The 19,703-nt window shown below is 51.2% G+C and carries 21 protein-coding genes; 8 read left to right on the top strand and 13 right to left on the bottom strand.

Annotation, left to right across the window (positions count from 1 at the left end):
* Positions 1-79: 79 nt before the first annotated feature.
* Positions 80-943: an RluA family pseudouridine synthase gene (locus tag DW819_RS08000; RefSeq protein ID WP_118732856.1), complete on the bottom strand. Its 864-nt coding sequence runs from the start codon at positions 941-943 to the stop codon at positions 80-82.
* 259 nt (positions 944-1,202) lie between these two features.
* Here DW819_RS08000 and DW819_RS07995 point away from each other — a divergent pair, with 259 nt between their 5' ends.
* Entirely contained in the window at positions 1,203-1,853 is a 651-nt protein-coding gene (locus tag DW819_RS07995) for a hemolysin III family protein (RefSeq protein ID WP_118732855.1), read from the top strand.
* Here the strand turns inward: DW819_RS07995 and DW819_RS07990 are convergent.
* The 5 genes from DW819_RS07990 to DW819_RS07970 all read right to left on the bottom strand — a co-directional run bounded on the left by DW819_RS07990 (position 1,828) and on the right by DW819_RS07970 (position 6,779).
* Positions 1,828-2,100, bottom strand: coding sequence for a GIY-YIG nuclease family protein (locus DW819_RS07990; RefSeq protein ID WP_118732854.1), 273 nt, complete (start codon positions 2,098-2,100; stop codon positions 1,828-1,830). The genes DW819_RS07995 and DW819_RS07990 overlap by 26 nt on opposite strands.
* Positions 2,101-2,416: 316 nt before the next feature.
* Positions 2,417-3,985, bottom strand: coding sequence for an SPOCS domain-containing protein (locus DW819_RS07985; protein WP_118732853.1), 1,569 nt, complete (start codon positions 3,983-3,985; stop codon positions 2,417-2,419).
* Positions 3,986-4,090: 105 nt separating this feature from the next.
* Positions 4,091-4,741 (bottom strand): serine O-acetyltransferase, encoded by a 651-nt coding sequence (gene cysE, locus DW819_RS07980; protein WP_118732852.1) that lies wholly within the window; start codon positions 4,739-4,741, stop codon positions 4,091-4,093.
* 97 nt (positions 4,742-4,838) lie between these two features.
* Positions 4,839-5,270 carry a protease complex subunit PrcB family protein gene (locus DW819_RS07975; RefSeq protein ID WP_118732851.1) on the bottom strand — a complete coding sequence of 144 codons (432 nt, stop codon included), beginning with the start codon at positions 5,268-5,270 and terminating at the stop codon, positions 4,839-4,841.
* Positions 5,271-5,387: 117 nt separating this feature from the next.
* Complete coding sequence (locus DW819_RS07970; RefSeq protein ID WP_118732850.1) at positions 5,388-6,779, bottom strand: sodium-dependent transporter; 1,392 nt, start codon at positions 6,777-6,779, stop codon at positions 5,388-5,390.
* A gap of 140 nt (positions 6,780-6,919) precedes the next feature.
* On the opposite strand from DW819_RS07970, the gene DW819_RS07965 reads away from it, so the two are divergent.
* Complete coding sequence (locus DW819_RS07965; protein ID WP_118732849.1) at positions 6,920-7,786, top strand: LysR family transcriptional regulator; 867 nt, start codon at positions 6,920-6,922, stop codon at positions 7,784-7,786.
* A 14-nt stretch (positions 7,787-7,800) separates the two neighbouring features.
* Here DW819_RS07965 and DW819_RS07960 read toward each other — a convergent pair whose 3' ends face one another.
* Positions 7,801-8,766, bottom strand: coding sequence for a D-2-hydroxyacid dehydrogenase (locus DW819_RS07960; RefSeq protein ID WP_118732848.1), 966 nt, complete (start codon positions 8,764-8,766; stop codon positions 7,801-7,803).
* Positions 8,767-8,933: 167 nt separating this feature from the next.
* On the opposite strand from DW819_RS07960, the gene DW819_RS07955 reads away from it, so the two are divergent.
* Entirely contained in the window at positions 8,934-9,662 is a 729-nt protein-coding gene (locus tag DW819_RS07955) for a histidine phosphatase family protein (RefSeq protein ID WP_118732847.1), read from the top strand.
* Positions 9,663-9,677: 15 nt separating this feature from the next.
* On the opposite strand, the gene spoIIID is transcribed toward DW819_RS07955, so the two are convergent.
* From spoIIID to DW819_RS07925, 6 genes are all read right to left on the bottom strand, one after another.
* On the bottom strand, positions 9,678-9,956 hold the full coding sequence (spoIIID, locus tag DW819_RS07950) for a sporulation transcriptional regulator SpoIIID (protein ID WP_118732846.1): 279 nt from the start codon (positions 9,954-9,956) through the stop codon (positions 9,678-9,680).
* 70 nt (positions 9,957-10,026) lie between these two features.
* Positions 10,027-10,200, bottom strand: coding sequence for a chorismate--pyruvate lyase (locus DW819_RS07945; RefSeq protein ID WP_118533521.1), 174 nt, complete (start codon positions 10,198-10,200; stop codon positions 10,027-10,029).
* Positions 10,193-11,281, bottom strand: a complete 1,089-nt coding sequence (locus tag DW819_RS07940) for an FUSC family protein (RefSeq protein ID WP_347560189.1) — start codon at positions 11,279-11,281, stop codon at positions 10,193-10,195. The genes DW819_RS07945 and DW819_RS07940 overlap by 8 nt, the downstream gene beginning before the upstream one ends.
* Before the next feature lie 135 nt (positions 11,282-11,416).
* Complete coding sequence (locus DW819_RS07935) at positions 11,417-12,139, bottom strand: amino acid ABC transporter ATP-binding protein (protein WP_118732845.1); 723 nt, start codon at positions 12,137-12,139, stop codon at positions 11,417-11,419.
* Positions 12,123-12,791: an amino acid ABC transporter permease gene (locus DW819_RS07930; RefSeq protein ID WP_118732844.1), complete on the bottom strand. Its 669-nt coding sequence runs from the start codon at positions 12,789-12,791 to the stop codon at positions 12,123-12,125. The genes DW819_RS07935 and DW819_RS07930 overlap by 17 nt, the downstream gene beginning before the upstream one ends.
* A gap of 22 nt (positions 12,792-12,813) precedes the next feature.
* Positions 12,814-13,695, bottom strand: a complete 882-nt coding sequence (locus tag DW819_RS07925) for a transporter substrate-binding domain-containing protein (RefSeq protein WP_243025692.1) — start codon at positions 13,693-13,695, stop codon at positions 12,814-12,816.
* Between the two features lie 260 nt (positions 13,696-13,955).
* On the opposite strand from DW819_RS07925, the gene DW819_RS07920 reads away from it, so the two are divergent.
* The 5 genes from DW819_RS07920 to DW819_RS07900 all read left to right on the top strand — a co-directional run bounded on the left by DW819_RS07920 (position 13,956) and on the right by DW819_RS07900 (position 19,600).
* On the top strand, positions 13,956-14,825 hold the full coding sequence (locus DW819_RS07920) for a polysaccharide deacetylase (protein WP_118732842.1): 870 nt from the start codon (positions 13,956-13,958) through the stop codon (positions 14,823-14,825).
* Complete coding sequence (locus tag DW819_RS07915) at positions 14,822-15,658, top strand: polysaccharide deacetylase (RefSeq protein WP_118732841.1); 837 nt, start codon at positions 14,822-14,824, stop codon at positions 15,656-15,658. The genes DW819_RS07920 and DW819_RS07915 overlap by 4 nt, the downstream gene beginning before the upstream one ends.
* On the top strand, positions 15,651-17,045 hold the full coding sequence (locus DW819_RS07910) for an MATE family efflux transporter (RefSeq protein WP_118732840.1): 1,395 nt from the start codon (positions 15,651-15,653) through the stop codon (positions 17,043-17,045). Before DW819_RS07915 ends, DW819_RS07910 begins: the two co-directional genes overlap by 8 nt.
* Before the next feature lie 55 nt (positions 17,046-17,100).
* Positions 17,101-17,685 (top strand): TetR/AcrR family transcriptional regulator, encoded by a 585-nt coding sequence (locus DW819_RS07905; protein ID WP_118732839.1) that lies wholly within the window; start codon positions 17,101-17,103, stop codon positions 17,683-17,685.
* 379 nt (positions 17,686-18,064) lie between these two features.
* A complete protein-coding gene (locus DW819_RS07900) occupies positions 18,065-19,600 on the top strand; it encodes a sodium/proline symporter (RefSeq protein WP_118732838.1) in 1,536 nt (511 codons plus the stop codon).
* The last annotated feature ends 103 nt before the right edge of the window (positions 19,601-19,703 follow it).

Raw genomic sequence — 19,703 nt, 5'->3', positions numbered from 1 at the left:
CCGGTTTCCCCATGGATCCACCCGCTTTTTGATTTGTACTTCCTTTGTACATTTTCTAGTCTGTCCATCCTTTACGGATTTATACATGCTCCTGTCCGATCGCAAACTTGCGGAAGATACCGCCGGACGGATTCCGCCGGAAGGTCATGATCTTTCCGGTGACCGGATGAGTAAAACGGAGTTCATACGCTGCAAGCGCGATGTCGGCACGATGCGCACGCGGACGGCGGGCCGCTATGCGGTCAGTACCAGCCTGTGCGGCGCTCCTGCGGCCGGACAGGGCACGTCTGCGGCCAAAACCGCCTGCCGGAAAATCTGCACTGTCAGCAGCGATGGATCCTGCCGCCTGGTTTCCCTGACAAAATGCCGGATTGTAGCGGTTATCTCCCCAGAGCGGCAGCCCGTGGCCGGACATCTGCACCCGGATCTGGTGATGGCGGCCGGTCAGAAGCTCAATCTCTGCAAGGGTCAGTTCCCCATAGGGCTCCACCGTCTTTGACTCAAGCACGCGGCAGATGAGTTCTGCACGTTTTCCACCTTTTATCCCCATATCCACAATTCGTGATGTATTTTCCTTTTCATCTTTCAACAGATAATCCACATACTTTTCCACATTATCCACAGGTTTTCCACAGAGTACAGCAAGGTATTTCTTGTGCATTTTCCCTTCTGCTACCTGCTTACTCAGCGCAGCTGCGGCATTTTTCGTTTTGGCATACACCATAACACCACTCACCGGCTTATCCAGTCTGTGGATAACTCCCACATAAGGTTCCACAGATTTTGTGGACAGCTTGTGATTATCCACTGGTTTTCCTGTGGATAAATACCGGCGGATCTCACTGACCATGTCCGCGTCAAAACCGTGGCCGGACTGGGACTCCATGCCCACCGGTTTCCACACCACCAGCACCGTTTCATCTTCATATAGTATATTCAGCATTCTTCTGTTTCCTCTCCTTTTTAACAATATCCGTAACTGTTCAGTACCCTCACAGTTACGAGCAAAAATCCATTGAAAATTGCCTTCGGCAATGGGATTTTTGCCTGCATTTTGGCAACTAGTTTGAATTTCAAAGTTTTTCAGGAAAATCTATTGCATTTTTTGCCGCACCGCTGTATAGTATATAAAACAGCTTAATGTAGTTTTCAAAACTACATGTATCCTTTTGCTCATCACATTTCCGAAAGGAGGAATCATCATGACTCTGAAAATCAAAGATCCGGGCAGTGCCCTGACTCATTTTATCGCCATGATCCTGGCTCTGTGCGCCGCTTCCCCACTCATCATCAAGGCTGCCGCAGAACCGGACAAATCCCATGTACTGGCTCTTTCCATATTTATTGTCAGCATGATCCTGCTCTATGCAGCCAGTACCATTTACCATACACTGGATATCTCACCGAAGATCAACCGCATGCTGCGCAAGGTGGATCACATGATGATCTTTATTCTGATTGCTGGAACCTACACGCCAGTCTGCATGCTGGTTCTGGGAGACCGCACCGGCTGGATCATGCTGGCACTGGTATGGGGCATTGCTGCAGCAGGCATCCTCATCAACGCTTTGTGGATCACCTGTCCCAAGTGGTTTTCCTCCATGGTCTACATTGCCATGGGCTGGGTCTGCGTACTTGCCTTTGGAAAGATCATCGCGGCACTTCCGCGGCAGGCCTTTGGCTGGCTTCTGGCCGGCGGTATCATTTATACCGCAGGCGGCGTGATCTATGCCATGAAGCTGCCGATCTTTAACCAGAAGCACCGCTATTTCGGTTCTCACGAAATCTTTCATCTGTTCGTAATGGGTGGAAGTCTCTGCCATTACATCATGATGTACGCATTCGTTGCGTAAACGCCTCGATCAGCTCCAGCTTTTCCTTCCGGCTTAGCTGTTTGACCGCCCATTCCCGCCGCATGGCCTCCTGCTTTGTACTGAAGGTTTCATAATACTTCAGTACCACAGGCCTGCGGCTTTTTGTATACCTGGCACCCTTCCCCGCATTGTGGGCTGCAACCCGTTCCTGCAGATGGTTTGTCCATCCGCAGTAGAGGGTTCCGTCCGCGCATTCCAGGATATACGTATAATTTTCCTCTGTCATGTTATGCCTCTTTTCCGGCTGCTCCGGGTTTTCCGGAATCAGCCGTTCACACGTTCCCTATCATCCTATCATAAGAAACGCTGCCGCGCAACGCTCCGGTTCCCGCCACAAAACGCTATGTAGGCGGTGCCTGCTGCTTGCAAGTACAGCATGCGCCGCCCAGGTTTCCCTGATCTATGAAAAGCACCGGCCTGATGCGATACCCCGGTTTCTGGCTGACTCGCCGCTATCTGCATGGATCAGCTATGTTTCATAGTATATCCTACGCCGGTCTGTTTTCTTTTGTGTCTGTCCGTTTTTTTATTTTTCCGGAAACTCATCCAATTTCCTTTACCAGGATCAGGCAGTCTCCTGCTTTGATTTCTCCGCCGGGCAGCTCGTTGGAGGCCAGAATGGAGTCCTCTGTGGTATGAAAGTGCTTTGCCACATCCCACAGGCTATCCTGCGGCTGCACAAAGTATCCCACGATTCCCGGCATGGCCTTCATCTTTTCCGTATCTGCCGGCAGGACCTGTACCTGCCGGATCACCTGCCCCGGCTCAGACTGCAAAACCAACAGATCAAACGTGATCACTCCGCGCAGTTCCGCCTGTCCGCCTCCGGCCATAACCGCAGTCAGCTGTTCCAGCCCAGGCTCCAGATACCAGCTGCTGTCCTCACGGATTCCGGGCACCTCTGCCTCATAATGAAACGGAACCAGCCGGGTCACTGCCTGTACCGGGCGCGCATCATCATCCGTCAGGTACAAAAGCTTCACCTCCAGAACACCATCCAGGGCCAGAATTTCCTCCCTGCTCTCCACTCCGTCCAGCTTCACACTGCCGCCGCAGTGGCAGATCTGCAGCACCCTGGGATCTGTTTCCAGATTTACCTTTTCCGCAACCTTGCATTTTCCAAAGTTTCGGGTCAGGATCCGGTCAAATACTGCATCTGCGGTTTCCGGCACGATTTCCCGGTTCGTGGCATAGAGATCCTGCAACAGCTCCAGTTCCTGCTCCTCGTAGAGGCGTACATCCAGCTCGATCACAGCGTCAACGGAAAGTTCCCGCAGTTCCCCGTCAGGATCCGGTTTTTCCTCTATTTCCCGGTGAACCAGCTTCATGCCGATTGCCGGTATCATCTCTGCCTCCGCTCCCTGCATCTTAACTTCTCCGGAAAACGGAATGCTTTCCTCCACCCACTGCACCTGTCCGTCTCCGCCGCCCTCGTAAAGAACAAATACCATCAGGGTTCCCTCTAGATGGATCTGACCATCCAGCGGCTTCGCGAGACAGCCGGCCAGACTCATCTCAGTCCACAGCATACGTTCAATAGCCGGTTTACTGCCGGGCAGGGTAACATCCTCTTTTAATCGGTAGGTATCCTTTCTGCGAAGAGCAATCGCTGCTGTGGGAATCTGCCTCTTCTTCACCTGAAGATGAATTTCTCCGTCAGCAGCCCCGCTGTCTCTCACATCCACGGCGGCCTCTGTGTCATACAGGCTTTCTGCCTTCACCTCCAGCGTCACAATGGCCCGGACCCCCAGTTTGCGCGAATGAATCATCTCAGTATCCAGATCATCCAGCTGCCAGCCCACACTGACATAGTCCTTTTCCTCCAGTTCCGGCACATTGATACCTTCCTCGAACGGGATTGCTCCACCCAGTGTCTGCAGTCCGCCTTCTTCTGTCCGGTAAAGCACATGGAATTCCAGCTTTCCACGCACCGTGATCCGCTCCCTCTGCACCTTCACCGGCTCCAGCTGGATCAGTCCGGAATCCAGGATCACCTCACTGATATCATCCATGGTATCCGGAACGATAAAATCATCATCCAGGGTCACCTGCGTTCCCGTCTGGCTCTTCAGACGGTTCCTGTGTATGTTCCGCTTTTCCAGTTCCAGCATAAAAAAGCACCCACCTTTCTTTCCATATCAGAAACCCTTTACAGAAAGTCTATGTGAGTGCTTTTCTTTTTATGATACCGCCTCCATACGGGGCGTTGTCTGCTGCTACGCTTCCCTGGAGGCTTCCTCCAGCTCTCCCTTTAAACGCTCCAGCTCTGCTTCCAGCTCTTTAACACGCTGTTCCATCTTTTCGAAATGTTCCATGGTAACCGTTTTTTTGCGGTTCTCAATGGGAACCCCGGCTACCTTGACCGGCCGGGCCGGAATACCTACTGCGGTGGTATCGTTGTCAAGCGGCTTTAACAACACCGCATTGGCAGCAATATTACAGTTGTCTCCCACCTCAAAGGCGCCAAGGATCTTTGCACCGCAGCCTACGGTAACATTATTGCCCAGAGTAGGATGGCGCTTGCCCTTGTTCAGACCCACTCCGCCCAGGGTAACACCCTGATAAATAGTACAGTTATCGCCAACGACAGTAGTTTCACCGATGACAACACCGCAGCCATGATCAATGAGAATGCCATGCCCCAGCTGCGCACCGGGATGAATCTCGATCAGGGTAAAAAATCTGGCAATCTGAGAGATCAGACGCGCGATAAAAAACATATGATGCTTATAAAACCAATGGGCAAACCGATGCCAGATCAGCGCATGGACCCCCTGATAAAGCAGCAGCACTTCCAGTGCGCTCCGCGCTGCCGGATCCCGCTCCTGTACGGCTTTTACATCCAGCCAGATATCTTTCAAAATCATAATCCCAGGCCTCCGCAATATACGTTAGAATTTTAGCTTTTATTTTACCATATGATATGAAAGAAATACAAGTACCGGCAGAAGAATTCCTAGTAAATTACTGGAATATAACAGGTTCCTCCAGATGTTCGGTTTTTACGACAATGTACGGATACGATTTTTCTGTTCCGGCCTGTTCCGCACTCTCCGGCCCCAGAAGCTCCGTATCTGCCACAATCGCATTCTCCGTCAGGTAAAGCTCCTTCACGGAAATGCTGCAGCCTCCGGTCTCCTGTTCTCCGTAGCCCACGACTATGTAAAGATTCTGGTCATCGGTATAGGTCAGCTTAAAGGGCGCCATCTTTTTCTCTCCGATCACATTCTTCAGCTCCTCCGGAAGATCTGTCTCTCCCACTACGGTAAATTCCAGATCGCGCACCTTTTGCAGATCTTCCTTCTCCACGCTGCAGGCCGTCAGAAACCGCACCACGAAGACCCAGGCCAAAAGAGCCGCCACCAACAGCACCTTTCCGCTTTTTTTCTTTCCCATAACAGCCTCCCCGAAAAAATTTGATAGTAATAGCCTATTCTAATTCCGGTGCACCTATGCCTGGCTCTGTAAATTTTTTCTGTTTAACTCTGTAAAAAAACGAAAGCAGGCCTGGGGTCATGCAAAAATTCCGGTAGACTGCAAGAACAGCACAAGCATCATCAACGGAGCGATGTAGCGTATCATCACCCGGTAGATTGCTTTTCGTCCAAAGGTCTCTCCATTTCGCTCCATCTCTCCGATGACATAGTCCGGAGTTTTGATCCAGCCAATGAGAATGGCGGAAAGCAGGGCAATGAACGGCATCATGACACTGTTGCTGATGTAGTCCATAACATCTAAAAGCTGCGCGCCAGAACCGTTCGGCAGCGTAATTTCAAAATAAAAAACACTGTATCCCAGCGCAATGACCGCTGATGCTGCCAGGTAAATGACCGCCAGCACCAGGACGGTCTTTTTGCGTTCTGTGTGGAAAATCTCCATGCAGTTGGCCGTAATGGATTCCAGCACGGAAATGCAGGAGGTCAGGGTTGCGAAAATTGCTGCTACGAAAAACAGGATTCCCATAAACACACCAGCCTTCCCCATAGCCGCAAAGACCTTCGGAAGAGAAATAAACATCAAGCTCGGACCTGCGCTCATCCCTTCTGTTCCGGAAAACACGTATACAGCCGGAATGATCATGGCACCGGCCAGCAAAGCCACTCCGGTATCAAAAATCTCGATCTGGTTGACCGCCCGGTTTAAATCCACCTCCGGTTTTACATAAGAACCATAGGTGATCATAATTCCCATGGAAACACTGAGGGAGAAAAACATCTGGCTCATGGCATCCAGCAGGATCTGTAAAAACCGGCGTAATGTTATACCTTCCAGATCCGGCCTGATATAATACAAAAAGCCCTCCATACCGGTGCGTACCTGACCATCTGCATCTACATGATGCAGTGTCAGCGAATATCCGGCAATGATAACCACCAGAACAAGAAGCACCGGCATCATGCACTTGGATACCCGTTCGATACCGCCCTCAACACCATTATAAACGATCAACGCTGTTACGCCCATAAATAAAAGTGCAAAAATGACCGGCGAAACCGGTGAAGTGATAAAGGATGTGAAGTACCCGTCCCGGGCTGCCGCTTCTGCCTGCCCGCTCAGGTAGACCACCGCATAGCGGGTAATCCAGCCTCCGATGACTGCATAATAGGTCATGATCAGAACCGGTACCAGGAATGTCAGGATTCCCAGAAATTTCCATCTTTCCTGCATTTTGCTGTAAGCTCCGATGGCACTTTCTTTTGTTCTGCGCCCAATGGCAATATCTGAGGTCAGCAGGGTAAAGCCAAATGTGAGTACCAGAACCAGATACACGATCAAAAACAGGCCGCCTCCGTCTTTTGCTGCCAGATATGGGAACCGCCACAGGTTTCCCACACCAACAGCACTTCCGGCAGCTGCAAGAACAAATCCGATCTGTCCCGAAAAATTACTTGATTTCTTTTCCATAACAAAACACCTTCTCTTTTTCTTTCATGGGACTGTCAAAAAACCAGCCCATATTGCTTTATTAAGATAGCATGTGTTATGATATCAGTAAATCAAATGTTTTTACTGCTATATATAAATTTTTGTAATGGATGGAGATTATGAAGGAACAGAAAGACCGCTATGAGATATTTTTAAAGGTCTGTGAGACCGGCAGCTTTTCCGGGGCTGCCACTGCTTTAAATTATACCCAGTCCGGTATCAGCCAGATGATGGCCGGGCTGGAGGAAGAGCTTGGCGTTCAGCTTTTTGCACGGATAAAACGTGGTGTAATCTTAACGGACAACGGTGCACGGCTGATCCCCTACATTCAGGAAATGGTAAACCAGAAGGATAAACTGCGCCAGGCCGCCTTTAACATCAACCACAAGATAGAAGGAAAGCTGCGGGTAGGCAGCTTTTCCAGCATCACTGCTCTGTGGATGCCGGACGTGATCCATTTTTTCACGGAACATCATCCCGGTGTGGAAGTTGAGGTTCTAGATGGAAACTATAACGAGATCCGGGAATGGATCCTGCACGGACAGGTTGACTGTGGCTTTCTCTCCTCGATCGTGGCCGATGACCTGACCTTTTATCCACTAAAAGAAGACCCTCTCTGTGCTGTCTTTCCGTCATTTCATCCGCTGGCAGCAAAAGAGAAGGTCTCCTTAGAAAGCTTACTGGATTATCCCATGATCATCGAGACACCTGGCTGCGACAATGACATTCAGCATCTTCTGTCCCAATGCCGGCGCCGGCCGGATATTGTCTACAGTTTCCGGGATGATAATCTGATCATGGCCTTTGTGCAGAATGGACTGGGCATCACCATTTCCCAGGAGCTGGTCATGAAAGCATTTCCGAATCAGCTGGTTTCCCGCCCATTGGATCCACCCCACCATCGTACCATCGGTCTGGCCTTCTCCAGAACCGCAAGCTCCGTAGTGTCACAGACCATGCTGCATTACCTGCAGGCGAGATCGTAAACCAAAAACGGGGCCTATTTCCGGTTTCCGGTCTTTACATTTACCTGATTGCGCATCTCTTCCTTCTCTCCGGCCAGATATTTCTCCAGATTTTCCCCGGTGATCCGTACAATGCGCTCAAAGGTCTCACGCAGATGGAATTTTCCTGCGCTGTGCGGGGTTATGATGGTGCGCGGCGCATCCCAAAGGGGATGGTCTGCCGGAAGCGGCTCCGGCTCGGTTACATCTAACGCACAGCCGGCCAGCGCACCGCCCTCACGCAGGACTTTATTTAACGCATCGCAGTCTACCGCATCGCCGCGTCCTGCGTTGATGAGATAACTGCCCGGCTTCATCAGGCGCAGACGGCGCTCATCCATGATGTGATGGGTCGCCGGGGTACTCGGCAGAATAAATACAGCGAAATCCACCTTCGGTAAAACCTCATCCAGCTGGTCCATGGTGTAGAGTTCGTCGATGAAATCCGGCTTCTCTGCCACGTTGCGGCGAATACCAATGACATGACTGCCCAGCGCCTTCATGCGTTTTGCATACTCACTTCCGATATCACCAAGCCCTGCTACCAGTGTGGTGGAATTCCAGATGGAGGTTACGCTGCCCTCTTCCTTCCACTCATGGTTGATCTGATTCTTCATATATAAATCCATCTTGCGGCAGAGCATCATGGACATGGAAACCATATGCTCGGAAACAGACAGACCATAGGCACCGGTGGCACAGGTCAGAATCGTATCCGGGCCAATGACTCCCGGCTTGCAATACTGGTCAGAGCCTGCAGAATTTAACTGCATCCACTCCAGATGGTCATTCTGCTTCACAAGCTCCGGACTGATGTTGCCAAAAATGATGTCCGCTGCCTTTACCTCCTCTGCAGTGGCAGTCTTGATGGTGGTGTAACGAAACTCACAGTCCGTTCCGATTTTCTCTATGTATGCCTTATGCGTATCATCGAAAGGCATGGCTACTAAGATATGCTTCATTGGGGGATCCTCCGTATTGTAATGGTTTTCCGTTTCATTTTAGAATAAAATAAAGAAATGCACAATGCAAAAAACTGTGAAATTATGTTATCATAACCATAACTAACTCTCAAAATCACATGTGATACCGGATCTTATCTTCCGGTTTTGACTGAAAGGATTCCAACATGAAACTTCTGATTGTAAGACACGCTGATCCGGACTATTCCATCGACTCCTTAACCCCAACCGGCTGGCGGGAAGCGGAACTGCTTTCTGACCGGCTTGTCCGTACTCCGGCGGACTTTTATTATGTCTCGCCTTTAGGCCGGGCACAGGACACAGCTTCCCTGACTTTAAAAAAGCTAAATCGCACTGCCGAAACCTGCGAATGGCTGCAGGAGTTTTCTCCACGTATCATAAAACCCGGCATGGACCGGACCAGCTGCATCTGGGACTGGCTCCCGGAGCTCTGGACAAAGGAGCTGCGCTATTATGATCCGGAAGAATGGTATCATACCGATGCCATGCGATCCATTCATGTCGAAGAGGAATTCAAACGGGTCACCTCAGAATTCGACCGGCTCCTGGCCGCCCACGGATATGAGCGGGAAGGCCTGTACTACCGTGCTGTCCGGCCAAACCGCGACACCATCGTGCTGTTCTGTCATTTTGGCGTGGAATGTGTGCTGTTAAGCCATCTGATGCACGTTTCCCCGATGCCGCTCTGGCACGGCCTGTGCGCGGCACCGTCCTCCGTCACCACCATTTACACGGAGGAGCGTCGACAGGGCATCGCAAGCTTTCGGGCCGGCACATTCGGAGATGTTTCCCATCTCTACGCGGCAGGGGAGGAGCCTTCCTTTGCGGCCCGCTTCTGTGAAACCTGGGACAATAAAGAAGAGCGGCATGACTGAACATGCCGCTCACTGCTACAAGTTCTCCTCCCGGCTGCAGATAGCCACCCTGTGCTGATACTTCTCCCGGGTGGCCATGCCGCCGCGGATATGGCGCTCCGATTTGTTGATGTTCAGGACGATCCTGGCCCGGGCTGCCAGCGCCGGATTTATGTACTCCAGCCGGTCCGTGACGTCCTTGTGGACCGTGCTCTTGCTTATCCCAAATTTCTTCGCCGTCTGCCGCACCGTGGCATTGTGGTCTATGATGTAATTGGCAATGGCAACGGCCCGCTCTTCGATATAATCCTTCAAAAGAAAACCCCTCAGAATTCTTTTTTACAGTCTATGAAGAACTCTGAGGGGTTATACCGTTTATTCACTTTTATGCCATACTGTATTCCAGCATCTCATATGCCACGCGGCAGCCTTCGCTGATCTCTGCCGGAAGCAACGCTCTTGCCACGCATTTTTCTTCTGCGGACGGATCGTCCACCCGCTGTAAATATGCGTAATCTCCGTCAATTCTTGCTACGGTATACTCGACTCTCTCAAACATAGCCTTCTCTCCTTTTCATTTCGCGGCCAAACAGCCGGTTTAAGATCTGATCTAACAGCATGGTATAAGCTGCTGCTCCCACGTTGGTCCCGATTCTTAAGACAATGGCTCCCACTAGTCCAAAGGCCCCGGACGCAATATAAAGTGCACCGAAGGTATTAAACACCGTCTGCCATGCGTATCCGGCAGAATAACCGACACCAATTCCGCCCAAAATGCCCAGATATGGATGCAGTGACTGGGGCAGCAGAAAATATAAAACAGCGAATACCGCACAGCCCAGAACATTGTATAAGCCACGGATTTTCGCCCTTGGCTGCATATCCCCGGAAAATGGCAGGCACACGGACATGCAGGCAATTCCGGCCCACATGGCTCTGGAAATTCCCAGAAGATTCATGATGAGAAGTGCCGTGGAGACCGTCAGCGTCATACGGATATACCACCAGTTTCTTGCCGAACGGAAATGGAATTCCCGGAACAGATCCAGAAAGCTTCTGCGGTACGGACGCAGTCTCTGATTTTTATAAAATACAGCCATGCAGATGACCATTCCCAAAAGCAGTCCCACGATACGTTTTTCATAATCGGCTCCGCTGACATCGTAGCCCTGAAGCAGCAGATAGCTCAGAACGAATGTAGAATGATTCGACATGATCACATTGTGGCAGCCCAGCACCATCAGAATCATGATGAAGATACAGTTTGCAAAAAACGCATATCCCGGTGGCAGCATATTGGAGAGGCGCGGACCTGCGATCAGCACGCCGAAGATCAATCCGATACAGATGAGTCCGTGCGACGTGCGGATTCCGAAATCTGCCTGACGCAGCACCAGAAGAGCCAGAAGCACCACCACGCCCGCGATGCTGTTGGCTGAACCAAACAGCAGGCTGAAGGCGGTCACCACCGCAAAGCAAAACGCTACCACAAGATACACCTTCGCGTTATAAATAAAAATATGACGCTTTTTTTCTTCTTTATTTTCTGACCGCCGGATCAGATTCTTCGATCCTGCGGAGCTTAACTGTAATTCCTGGTAAATAGTCATAACATCCCTGCCTTTTTTCTTTTTATCCATTGCAGTCTGCCCGGACGGAAAACAGCAATGTATTAAGAACTATATCCTGTCGCGGCAGGAATGTCAAATCTTTTATGCAAAAACGGCAGTACGTATTTTTTGTACGCACTGCCGTCCGGCATTCTGCAATATGATCTACAGCACCTTCTCGAGGAAGTTCTGTGCACGCTCGCTCTTCGGGTTTGAAAAGAATTCGGCCGGGTTGGAGTCCTCCACGATCTGCCCGTTATCGATGAAGCAGATGCGGTCGGAGACTTCCCTTGCAAAGCCCATCTCATGGGTAACAAGCGCCATGGTGATCCCGGTGTGGGCCAGACCCTTGATTACCTCCAGAACCTCTTTTACCATCTCCGGATCCAGTGCGCTGGTCGGCTCATCGAACAGCATAATCTTCGGCTCCATGGCCAGCGCCCGCGCGATGGCTATACGTTGCTTCTGTCCTCCGGAAAGCTTGCCCGGATACACGTCTGCCTTCTCGGTCAGGCCGACCAGCTTTAAAAGCTCCAGAGCCTTTTCCTTCGCCTGATCCTTCGGCATCTTATTGACCCGGATCGGCGCATAGACCATGTTTTCCATGACTGTCATATGCGGAAACAGATTGAAATGCTGGAACACCATGCCGATATCCTTGCGGATCTTCTGAATGTCGGTCTTCGGTGCCGTAATGTCCTGTCCTTCAATGAGCACCTGGCCGCTGGTCGGCCGCTCCAGCAGGTTCATGCACCGCAGGATCGTGGATTTACCGGAACCGGAAGGACCGATCAGGGTAACAACCTGGCTCTTTTCAATCTTTAAATTGATTCCTTTTAACACATCAAGAGAGCCAAAACTCTTATGGACATCATGAAACTCGATCACTTCGGTTCACCCACCTTTCTACACGACTGGCTACCATAGACAGCAGCATGACAAAAACATAATAGATCAATGCGATCACCAGATACGGCTCAAAGAACCGGAAGGTCAGTACCGTGATCTGGTCTGCTGCACGAAGCAGTTCCACCGCTCCGATATAGGAAAGGATGGAAGACTCTTTTAACAGGGAAATTGCCTCATTTACCAGGCTCGGCAGGATATGCTTGACTGCCTGCGGAAGGATGATATCCTTCATCATGTCCCGATATCCCACACCCAGGGACATGGCAGCCTCATACTGTCCGCGGTCAATGGCATTGATTCCGCCACGGAAAATCTCGGAAATATATGCAGCTGAGTTCAGTGAGAAGGTCAGCACACCGGACTGCATCGTGGTAAGGGTCATACCGGTTAACTGCGGAAGGCCAAAATGCACGATACAGAGCTGTACCAGAAGCGGGGTACCACGGAAGATCGAGGTGTAAAAGTTACCAAACCAGACAAGAGGCTTACATTTACTGATTTTGATCAGCGACAGAAGCACACCCAGTATAAATCCAAGTACCGCCGCCATGGCCGTTATTTTTAAAGTAGTCAGTGCACCATGGTATAAGAACGGCCAATACTGCCAGACACTGCTAAAATCAAGCTTCATATGATTTCCTTTCTTTTCAAAATTAGTCCAGGATGAACTGCTCGCTTAAGTGCTCTGCGATGATCTTGTTTAACTCGCCGTCATCCATCATCTCTTTCAGAGTGTTGTTGAAGGTCTCATAGTACGGAGACTCCTTCGGGAAGCCGATTGCAAAGCAGTCATCGGTCTTGTCCAGAAGGCTCATCTTTAACGTATCGTTGTTCTTCAGGAATTCGCTTGCGCCGGCGCCATCAATGATGCAGGCATCCGCACGTTTACTCTTTACTTCCTCGATGCAGGCCGGGCTTCCCTGAATACCAACTGCATTGACATCCGGGATACTTTCAGCTACCTGCTGATAGTTGGTACCAAATACATATGCTACGGTCTTGCCCTGGAGGGAATCCAGATCCGGGTAATCATCCTCTGCGCGGTAAACGATCGCATTTCTCGGATAGAAGAAGATTTCGGAGAAATCCAGAGTCTTCTCACGCTCCTCGGTCGGTGCCATGCCGCCGCTGCAGAAATCAATCTGGCCGGCCTGGATTGCTGCCATCAGGCTCTTAAACGGCATATCTACAAACTCAACGCTTCCTCCGTTTTTCTCAACGATTGCCTTAACAATATCAATATTCATGCCAACATAGTTCTTGCTTCCGTCTGCTGCCATCTCGATGGACTCAAACGGAACAAAGGTTGCGGAACAGCCAACCTTCACGGTCTTGCCTGCAAACGGGTTATCTGCAGATACCTCAGCCTCACTGCTCTCTGCTTCGCTGCCTGCTGCTTGTGTTGTCTCTGCTGCAGTGCTCTCTGTCTCGGCAGCTGTCGCTGCTGCGGTGGTCTCTGCCGGCTTGCTGCCGCATCCGGTCATAAGCACAGCTGCCAGCATTGCACCGGCTGCAAAAAGAATATGTTTTTTCATAATTTCATTCCTCCTCATGTATATGATCGTGCATAAAAATAAACATTCCGGCTGATTATAACACTTTTATTTCCCCATTTCAACTATACAGATGAATATTATTCATAAATTCCCATACGAAATATTTATAAGAACATGGCCGCGCGGTTATACCCGACAGGGCGGTTGACATTGATCTTTCCCATGCTTATAATCGAACTATGAAAGGAAAACTCTTCCTATATATAAAGAGAGTTTTCAGACCGCGAAAGGAGCATTTTATGTACATTGCAGATGGAAAAACAAACGGACCAGCGTTTTCCTGGCCAGACGGCAAACGCATTGCCGTGATGGTTACATTTGATTATGACGCTGAATTTTTACGGATATCCCGCGCCAAAAGCAAGGGAACGAGCATTGGCTTTACCGATTTTTCACGAGGCCAGTACGGCCCCCATGAGGGACTGGCCAGATGCCTTGATATGTTAGATACCATGAATATCAAATCTACCTTTTTTGTGCCGGGCGCTGTGATCGAGACCTACCGGGATACCGTAGAGGAAATCCACCGACACGGCCATGAGCTGGCCTGCCACGGCTACCGGCATGAATCCGATCCGGAGCTTTCCCGGGACGAGATGATAAAAATCCTGGATAAAAGTGAAGCACTGCTCGCAGAGATTACCGGAAAAAAGCCGGTGGGACACCGGGCACCGGAAAGCGTGCTCCAGGATTTTATGCCGGAGCTTCTGGCTGAGCGGGGCTATCTGTACAGCTCTTCCATGAAGGACTGTGACTGGGCTTATCTCTGGGAAAAGGATCAAAAGGAGCTGCCCCTGGTAGAGCTCCCAAACGATATCACCATGGATGACTTTACCTATTACTATTTCACCTTCAGCGATCCTGCAGTCCGCTGTATGTACCCGAACCGGGAGGTCTTCGGCAACTGGAAGCATGAATTTGACGGTCTGGCCCTGGAGGGCAACAAGATCTTCATCTTAAAGCTGCATCCGCAGATGATCGGCCGCGCGAGCCGCATCGGCATGGTAGGCGAATTCATTGCCTATATGCAGAATCACGGCGCATGGATCACCACCTGCGAGGATGTAGCGCGTTATGTACAGAAGCAGAACGGAGGAAACAGAGCATGATGAACTGGCCTGACAACAAACGCATTGCCGTAATGATGGCATTTGACCTGGACGCAGAAACGATGTGGACAACTCACGGAGACGGCAGTACTGCCCATATGACAAACCTTTCCCGCGGCGCCTATGGCCCCAAACAGGGTGTCCCGCGCATCCTTGACATGCTGGACAGCCACCAGGTAAAGGCAACCTTTTTCATTCCCGGCGTAGTCGCTGAGCATTACCCGGAGGTCGTGAAGGAGATTGCACGCAGAGGACACGACATCGGTTTTCATGGTTATCTGCATGAGGAATCCACAAAAACTACCTATGAGCAGGAAGATGCCACCATGCACCGCAGTGAGAAGATCATCTACGATCTGACCGGGCAGAAGATTGCCGGACACCGGGCACCGGGCGGCGTTATCCATGACTACAGCCTGCGCCTGTTTTTGGAGCATGGCTATATTTACAGCAGCAACTGGCGCGACAGTGACGGCCCGTTTCTTCATCAGATCGACGGTAAGACCGTTCCGTTGGTGGAGCTTCCGAAGGATTCCATTTTCGATGATACCGCCTACGACTTTTATACCGATGCTGCCCCGGAGCGCTACGGACTCAAATCACCGGATGAGATGTTTGAGATCTGGAAGGAGGAATTTGATTCCCTGGCTGTAGAGGGCCGCATGATCAATTTTGTGCTGCATCCGCAGTTTGTAGGCCGGGCCAGCCGCGTGCAGATGCTCAGCCGCCTGATCGGCTACATGAAATCCCACGGTGCCTGGCTGGATACCAACCGTGCCGTTGCATCCTGGGTATTAAAAGAAAACGGCTTCCAGGTACCGGATCATGAATAAACAGGTGCCGGATATTCTCTCCGATCAGGCACAGAGCCACTTAAACCGTACCATCCTGAAGCTGGCCTGGCCCGCGATCCTGGAGCAGTTTCTGATCTGTATGGCTTCTCTGGCAGACACCGCCATGGTAGGCTCCATCGGTGCTTCTGCCACTGCCGCAGTGGCTGTCAACATTTCCAGCATCTGGCTCATCAATGGCTTTATCACATCCTTAAGCGTGGGCTTTTCCTATCTGATCTCCCATGCGGTGGGCTCCGGCGATGATGCTCGTTCCCGCCGGATCACGGCCCAGGGACTTGTGTGCGCAGCCGTGCTTGGTCTTTTGCTGGCTCTTGGCGTGGAGCTCATCTGCCATCCGCTCCCCATCTGGCTTGGTGCTGCTCCGGAGGTCATTCCCCAGGCACAGCGCTACATGCAGATCATCGGCTACGGCCTCACGGCCCAGACACTCTCGGTAGTACTCTCCGCAATTTTCCGTTCTGCCGGAAACACGCGGATCCCGCTGGCTGCCAATCTGACCTCTAATGCAGCCAACATTGTCGGAAACTTTTTCCTGATCTATCCGGCACGAAGCCTGACCATCGGCTCCCACACCATTTCCATCTGGGGCGCCGGCCTTGGTGTGGCAGGAGCGGCCTGCTCCACCATGCTCTCCCAGATGCTTCTGCTGGTCATTCTGCTGGTGTTCCTGACAACTGCCAAAACACCGATCCGGCTGAATCCGTTCCATACAGATTACCACGTGGAACGGCAGGTACTCGGTCAGCTCTGGCATATCAGCATTCCGGTTCTTCTGGAACGTCTGACCCTGACCTCCGGACAGGTAGCCTTAACCGCCATGATCTCCGGTCTTGGAACCATTTCCCTGGCAGCGCACTATCTGACCAATCAGACCGAGGGACTGCTTTATCTGCCTGCCTACGGCTTCGCCTACACAGCTACCGCGCTGGTGGGCCAGGCTCTTGGTGCCGGACGCAGGGATCTGGCGGACCGGTTCGCCTTCCGCATCTGCTGGATCGGTTCTGCCGTTATTATCGCGGCCTGCGTGCCGGTTGCCATTTTTTCAGGGCCAATCATCAGCCTGTTCAGCCGGGAGCCTGAGGTCATTGCCCTGGGCAGCAAAACGCTGTTTATTGCGGCAGCCACGGAAATCTTCTTCAGCTTTACCGTCATCGCTGGCGGCATCAGCCGCGGCTCCGGCGATGTGCGTTTCTCCCTTCTGGTGAGCATCATCGGTATGTGGGGACTGCGGATCGGCCTGGTATGGCTGGCAATCCACCCCCTGGCACTGGGCGTGACAGGCGTATGGCTGGCCATTGCCGCAGACTGCTTCATCCGCATGCTGCTGTGTATCTGGCGGATCAAGAGCCGAAAATGGCGGAAATAACGCGGCTGCCCGGGAAGCGCCAAAACAGCAGAACAGAAAAAAGCAGGAGGATATTATGGCAAAGAAAAACGCACGAAACACACGCGGAAAAATTGTAAATGCCGCATGGAAGCTCTTCTATGAGCAGGGCTATGAGGATACCACCGTGGAAGAGATCATTGACCTGTCCGGCACCTCCAAGGGGTCCTTTTACCACTATTTTGACGGCAAGGACGCGCTTCTTTCCACCTTAAGCTCCCTGTTTGATGAAAAATATGAAGCGCTTACCCTGGAGCTGACACCGGCCATGAGCGCCATGGACCAGCTTCTCTTCTTAAACCAGGAACTGTTTCGTATGATCGAAAACAGCATCTCCCTGGATCTTCTGGCAAGACTTTATTCCACCCAGCTTACCACCAATGGTGAGAAGCATCTGCTGGACCATAACCGTATTTATTACAAGCTTCTGCGGAAGATCATTGCAAAGGGGCAGGCAGACGGACAGCTCAGTACCCGCTCGAATGTGAACGAGATGGTAAAGCTCTATGCCCTGTGCGAGCGGGCGCTTCTCTATGACTGGTGCCTCTGCTCGGGAGAGTATTCCCTGGTGGAATATGCCGGGAAAGTCATGCCCGGATTCTTAAGCAGCTTCCAGCCCTGACCGGCCGGAAGCTGTAAAAATGAAAAATTTTAATTTTTGTATTGACTTTCTTTTATTATATCGTCTACTCTGTTTTTCTTATAAAATCTAGTGTTTTTCGCTTATATTTCACTAATCGTACAGTATTCATTCTATACTTCATTCTGTATTGTGGTCTATTTTAGTTCATGCTATAATTGAGCACATCATGCTGTCGGTTCGTAACCGTTCAGTAGGTCTGCGCATTTACTGCGCTGACCGTAAGAAAACATAGGCGGGCAGGCAAAAATCCCATTGCCGCAGGCAATTTTTCATGGATTTTTGCTCGTGACTGTGAAGGTACTGAACAGTTACGTCGGTTCTTTATTTATGCCGACAAAGGGAATGAGGAGGAAAATTTATGCTATCAGGACAGATTGGAATCCTGGCAGCCATTGTCATTTATCTTGCGGCAATGGTATACGTGGGATTCTATTTCAGCAAACAGGGCAGCGGCGATTCCGCTGACGATTTCTACTTAGGCGGCCGGAAGCTCGGACCGCTTGTAACCGCCATGAGCGCGGAGGCATCCGACATGAGCAGCTGGCTCCTTATGGGACTTCCGGGTGTGGCTTATCTTTCCGGCATCGCGGACGCAGGCTGGACTGCCATCGGCCTTGGCATTGGCACTTATTTAAACTGGCTGATCGTAGCACAGAGACTTCGCCGCTATTCTGTAGTCTGCAATGCCATCACCATCCCGGATTTCTTCTCCAGACGTTTTCACGATCAGAAGAATATCCTGATGTGCATCTCCGCGATCATCATCCTGATTTTCTTTATTCCGTACACCGCCTCCGGCTTTAAGGCTATCGGAACCCTGTTCTCCAGCCTGTTCGGAGCAGATTATCACGTTGCCATGATCGTAGGCGCCATTGTTATTGTAGGATATACTGTCATGGGAGGCTTTATGGCAGTGTCTACCACTGACCTCATCCAGAGTGTTGTTATGACCATCTCTCTGATCATCATTGTATTTTACGGTATCCACATGGCCGGTGGCTGGGACGAGGTCGTAAACAATGCAACCTCCCTGGCCGGTTACCTTTCCATGAACCACATTCATGACCGTGCAAGCGGAAACGCAGCTCCATACAGTCTGCTGACCATCATATCTACCGTGGCATGGGGACTTGGCTATTTCGGTATGCCGCATATCCTGCTCCGCTTCATGGCAATTGAGGATGAGAAAAAGCTGACCCTTTCTCGCCGGATCGCAACCGTATGGGTACTAATTTCCATGTGCGTGGCTATCTTAATCGGCATCATCGGTTATGCTGCTTCCGTGGCGGGCGCAATCCCGCTCTTTACCCAGAGCTCTGAGTCTGAGACCGTCATCATCCAGTTCGCGCATCTGCTGGGACAGCACAACTTCCTGCTTTCCCTGGTTGCGGGCGTGGTTCTGGCCGGTATCCTGGCGTGCACCATGTCCACCGCAGACTCCCAGCTGTTAACCGCAGCATCCGGTGTCTCCCAGAATCTGCTCCAGGATTTCTTAAAGATTAAAATGAGCACGGCAGCTTCCATGATGGCAGCCCGCCTGACCGTAGTCGGTATTGCCATTGTCGGTGTATTCCTGGCCTGGAACCCGGACAGCTCCGTATTCTACATCGTATCCTTCGCATGGGCAGGCTTCGGTGCCGCATTCGGCCCGCTGGTACTCTTCGCCCTGTTCTGGAAGCGCACTAACCTGCAGGGTGCCCTGGCCGGAATGGTAACAGGCGGCGTGATGGTATTCGTATGGAAATACCTGGTACGCCCGATGGGAGGCACCTGGAATATTTATGAACTGCTTCCGGCATTCCTTGTATCCGCACTGGCCATCGTGATCGTATCTCTGGCAACCAAGGCACCATCCGAGGAAATCTGCAGAGAATTTGATTCCGTCAGGAAATAAAAATATTGAGACGGAACCACTAAAAGGTCCGAAGTTCCGGAAAGCGCGTACAGAAACGCAGAAACGGTGGAATTTTGCGCTTTGTTCACTGCGCCGCCTATTG

This window comes from Clostridium sp. AM33-3 (genome assembly GCF_003480315.1).
GTDB lineage: Bacteria > Bacillota > Clostridia > Lachnospirales > Lachnospiraceae > Brotaphodocola.
The sequence above is the reverse complement of the archived record's forward strand: the minus strand, read 5'-3'. Positions and strand labels throughout refer to the sequence as shown.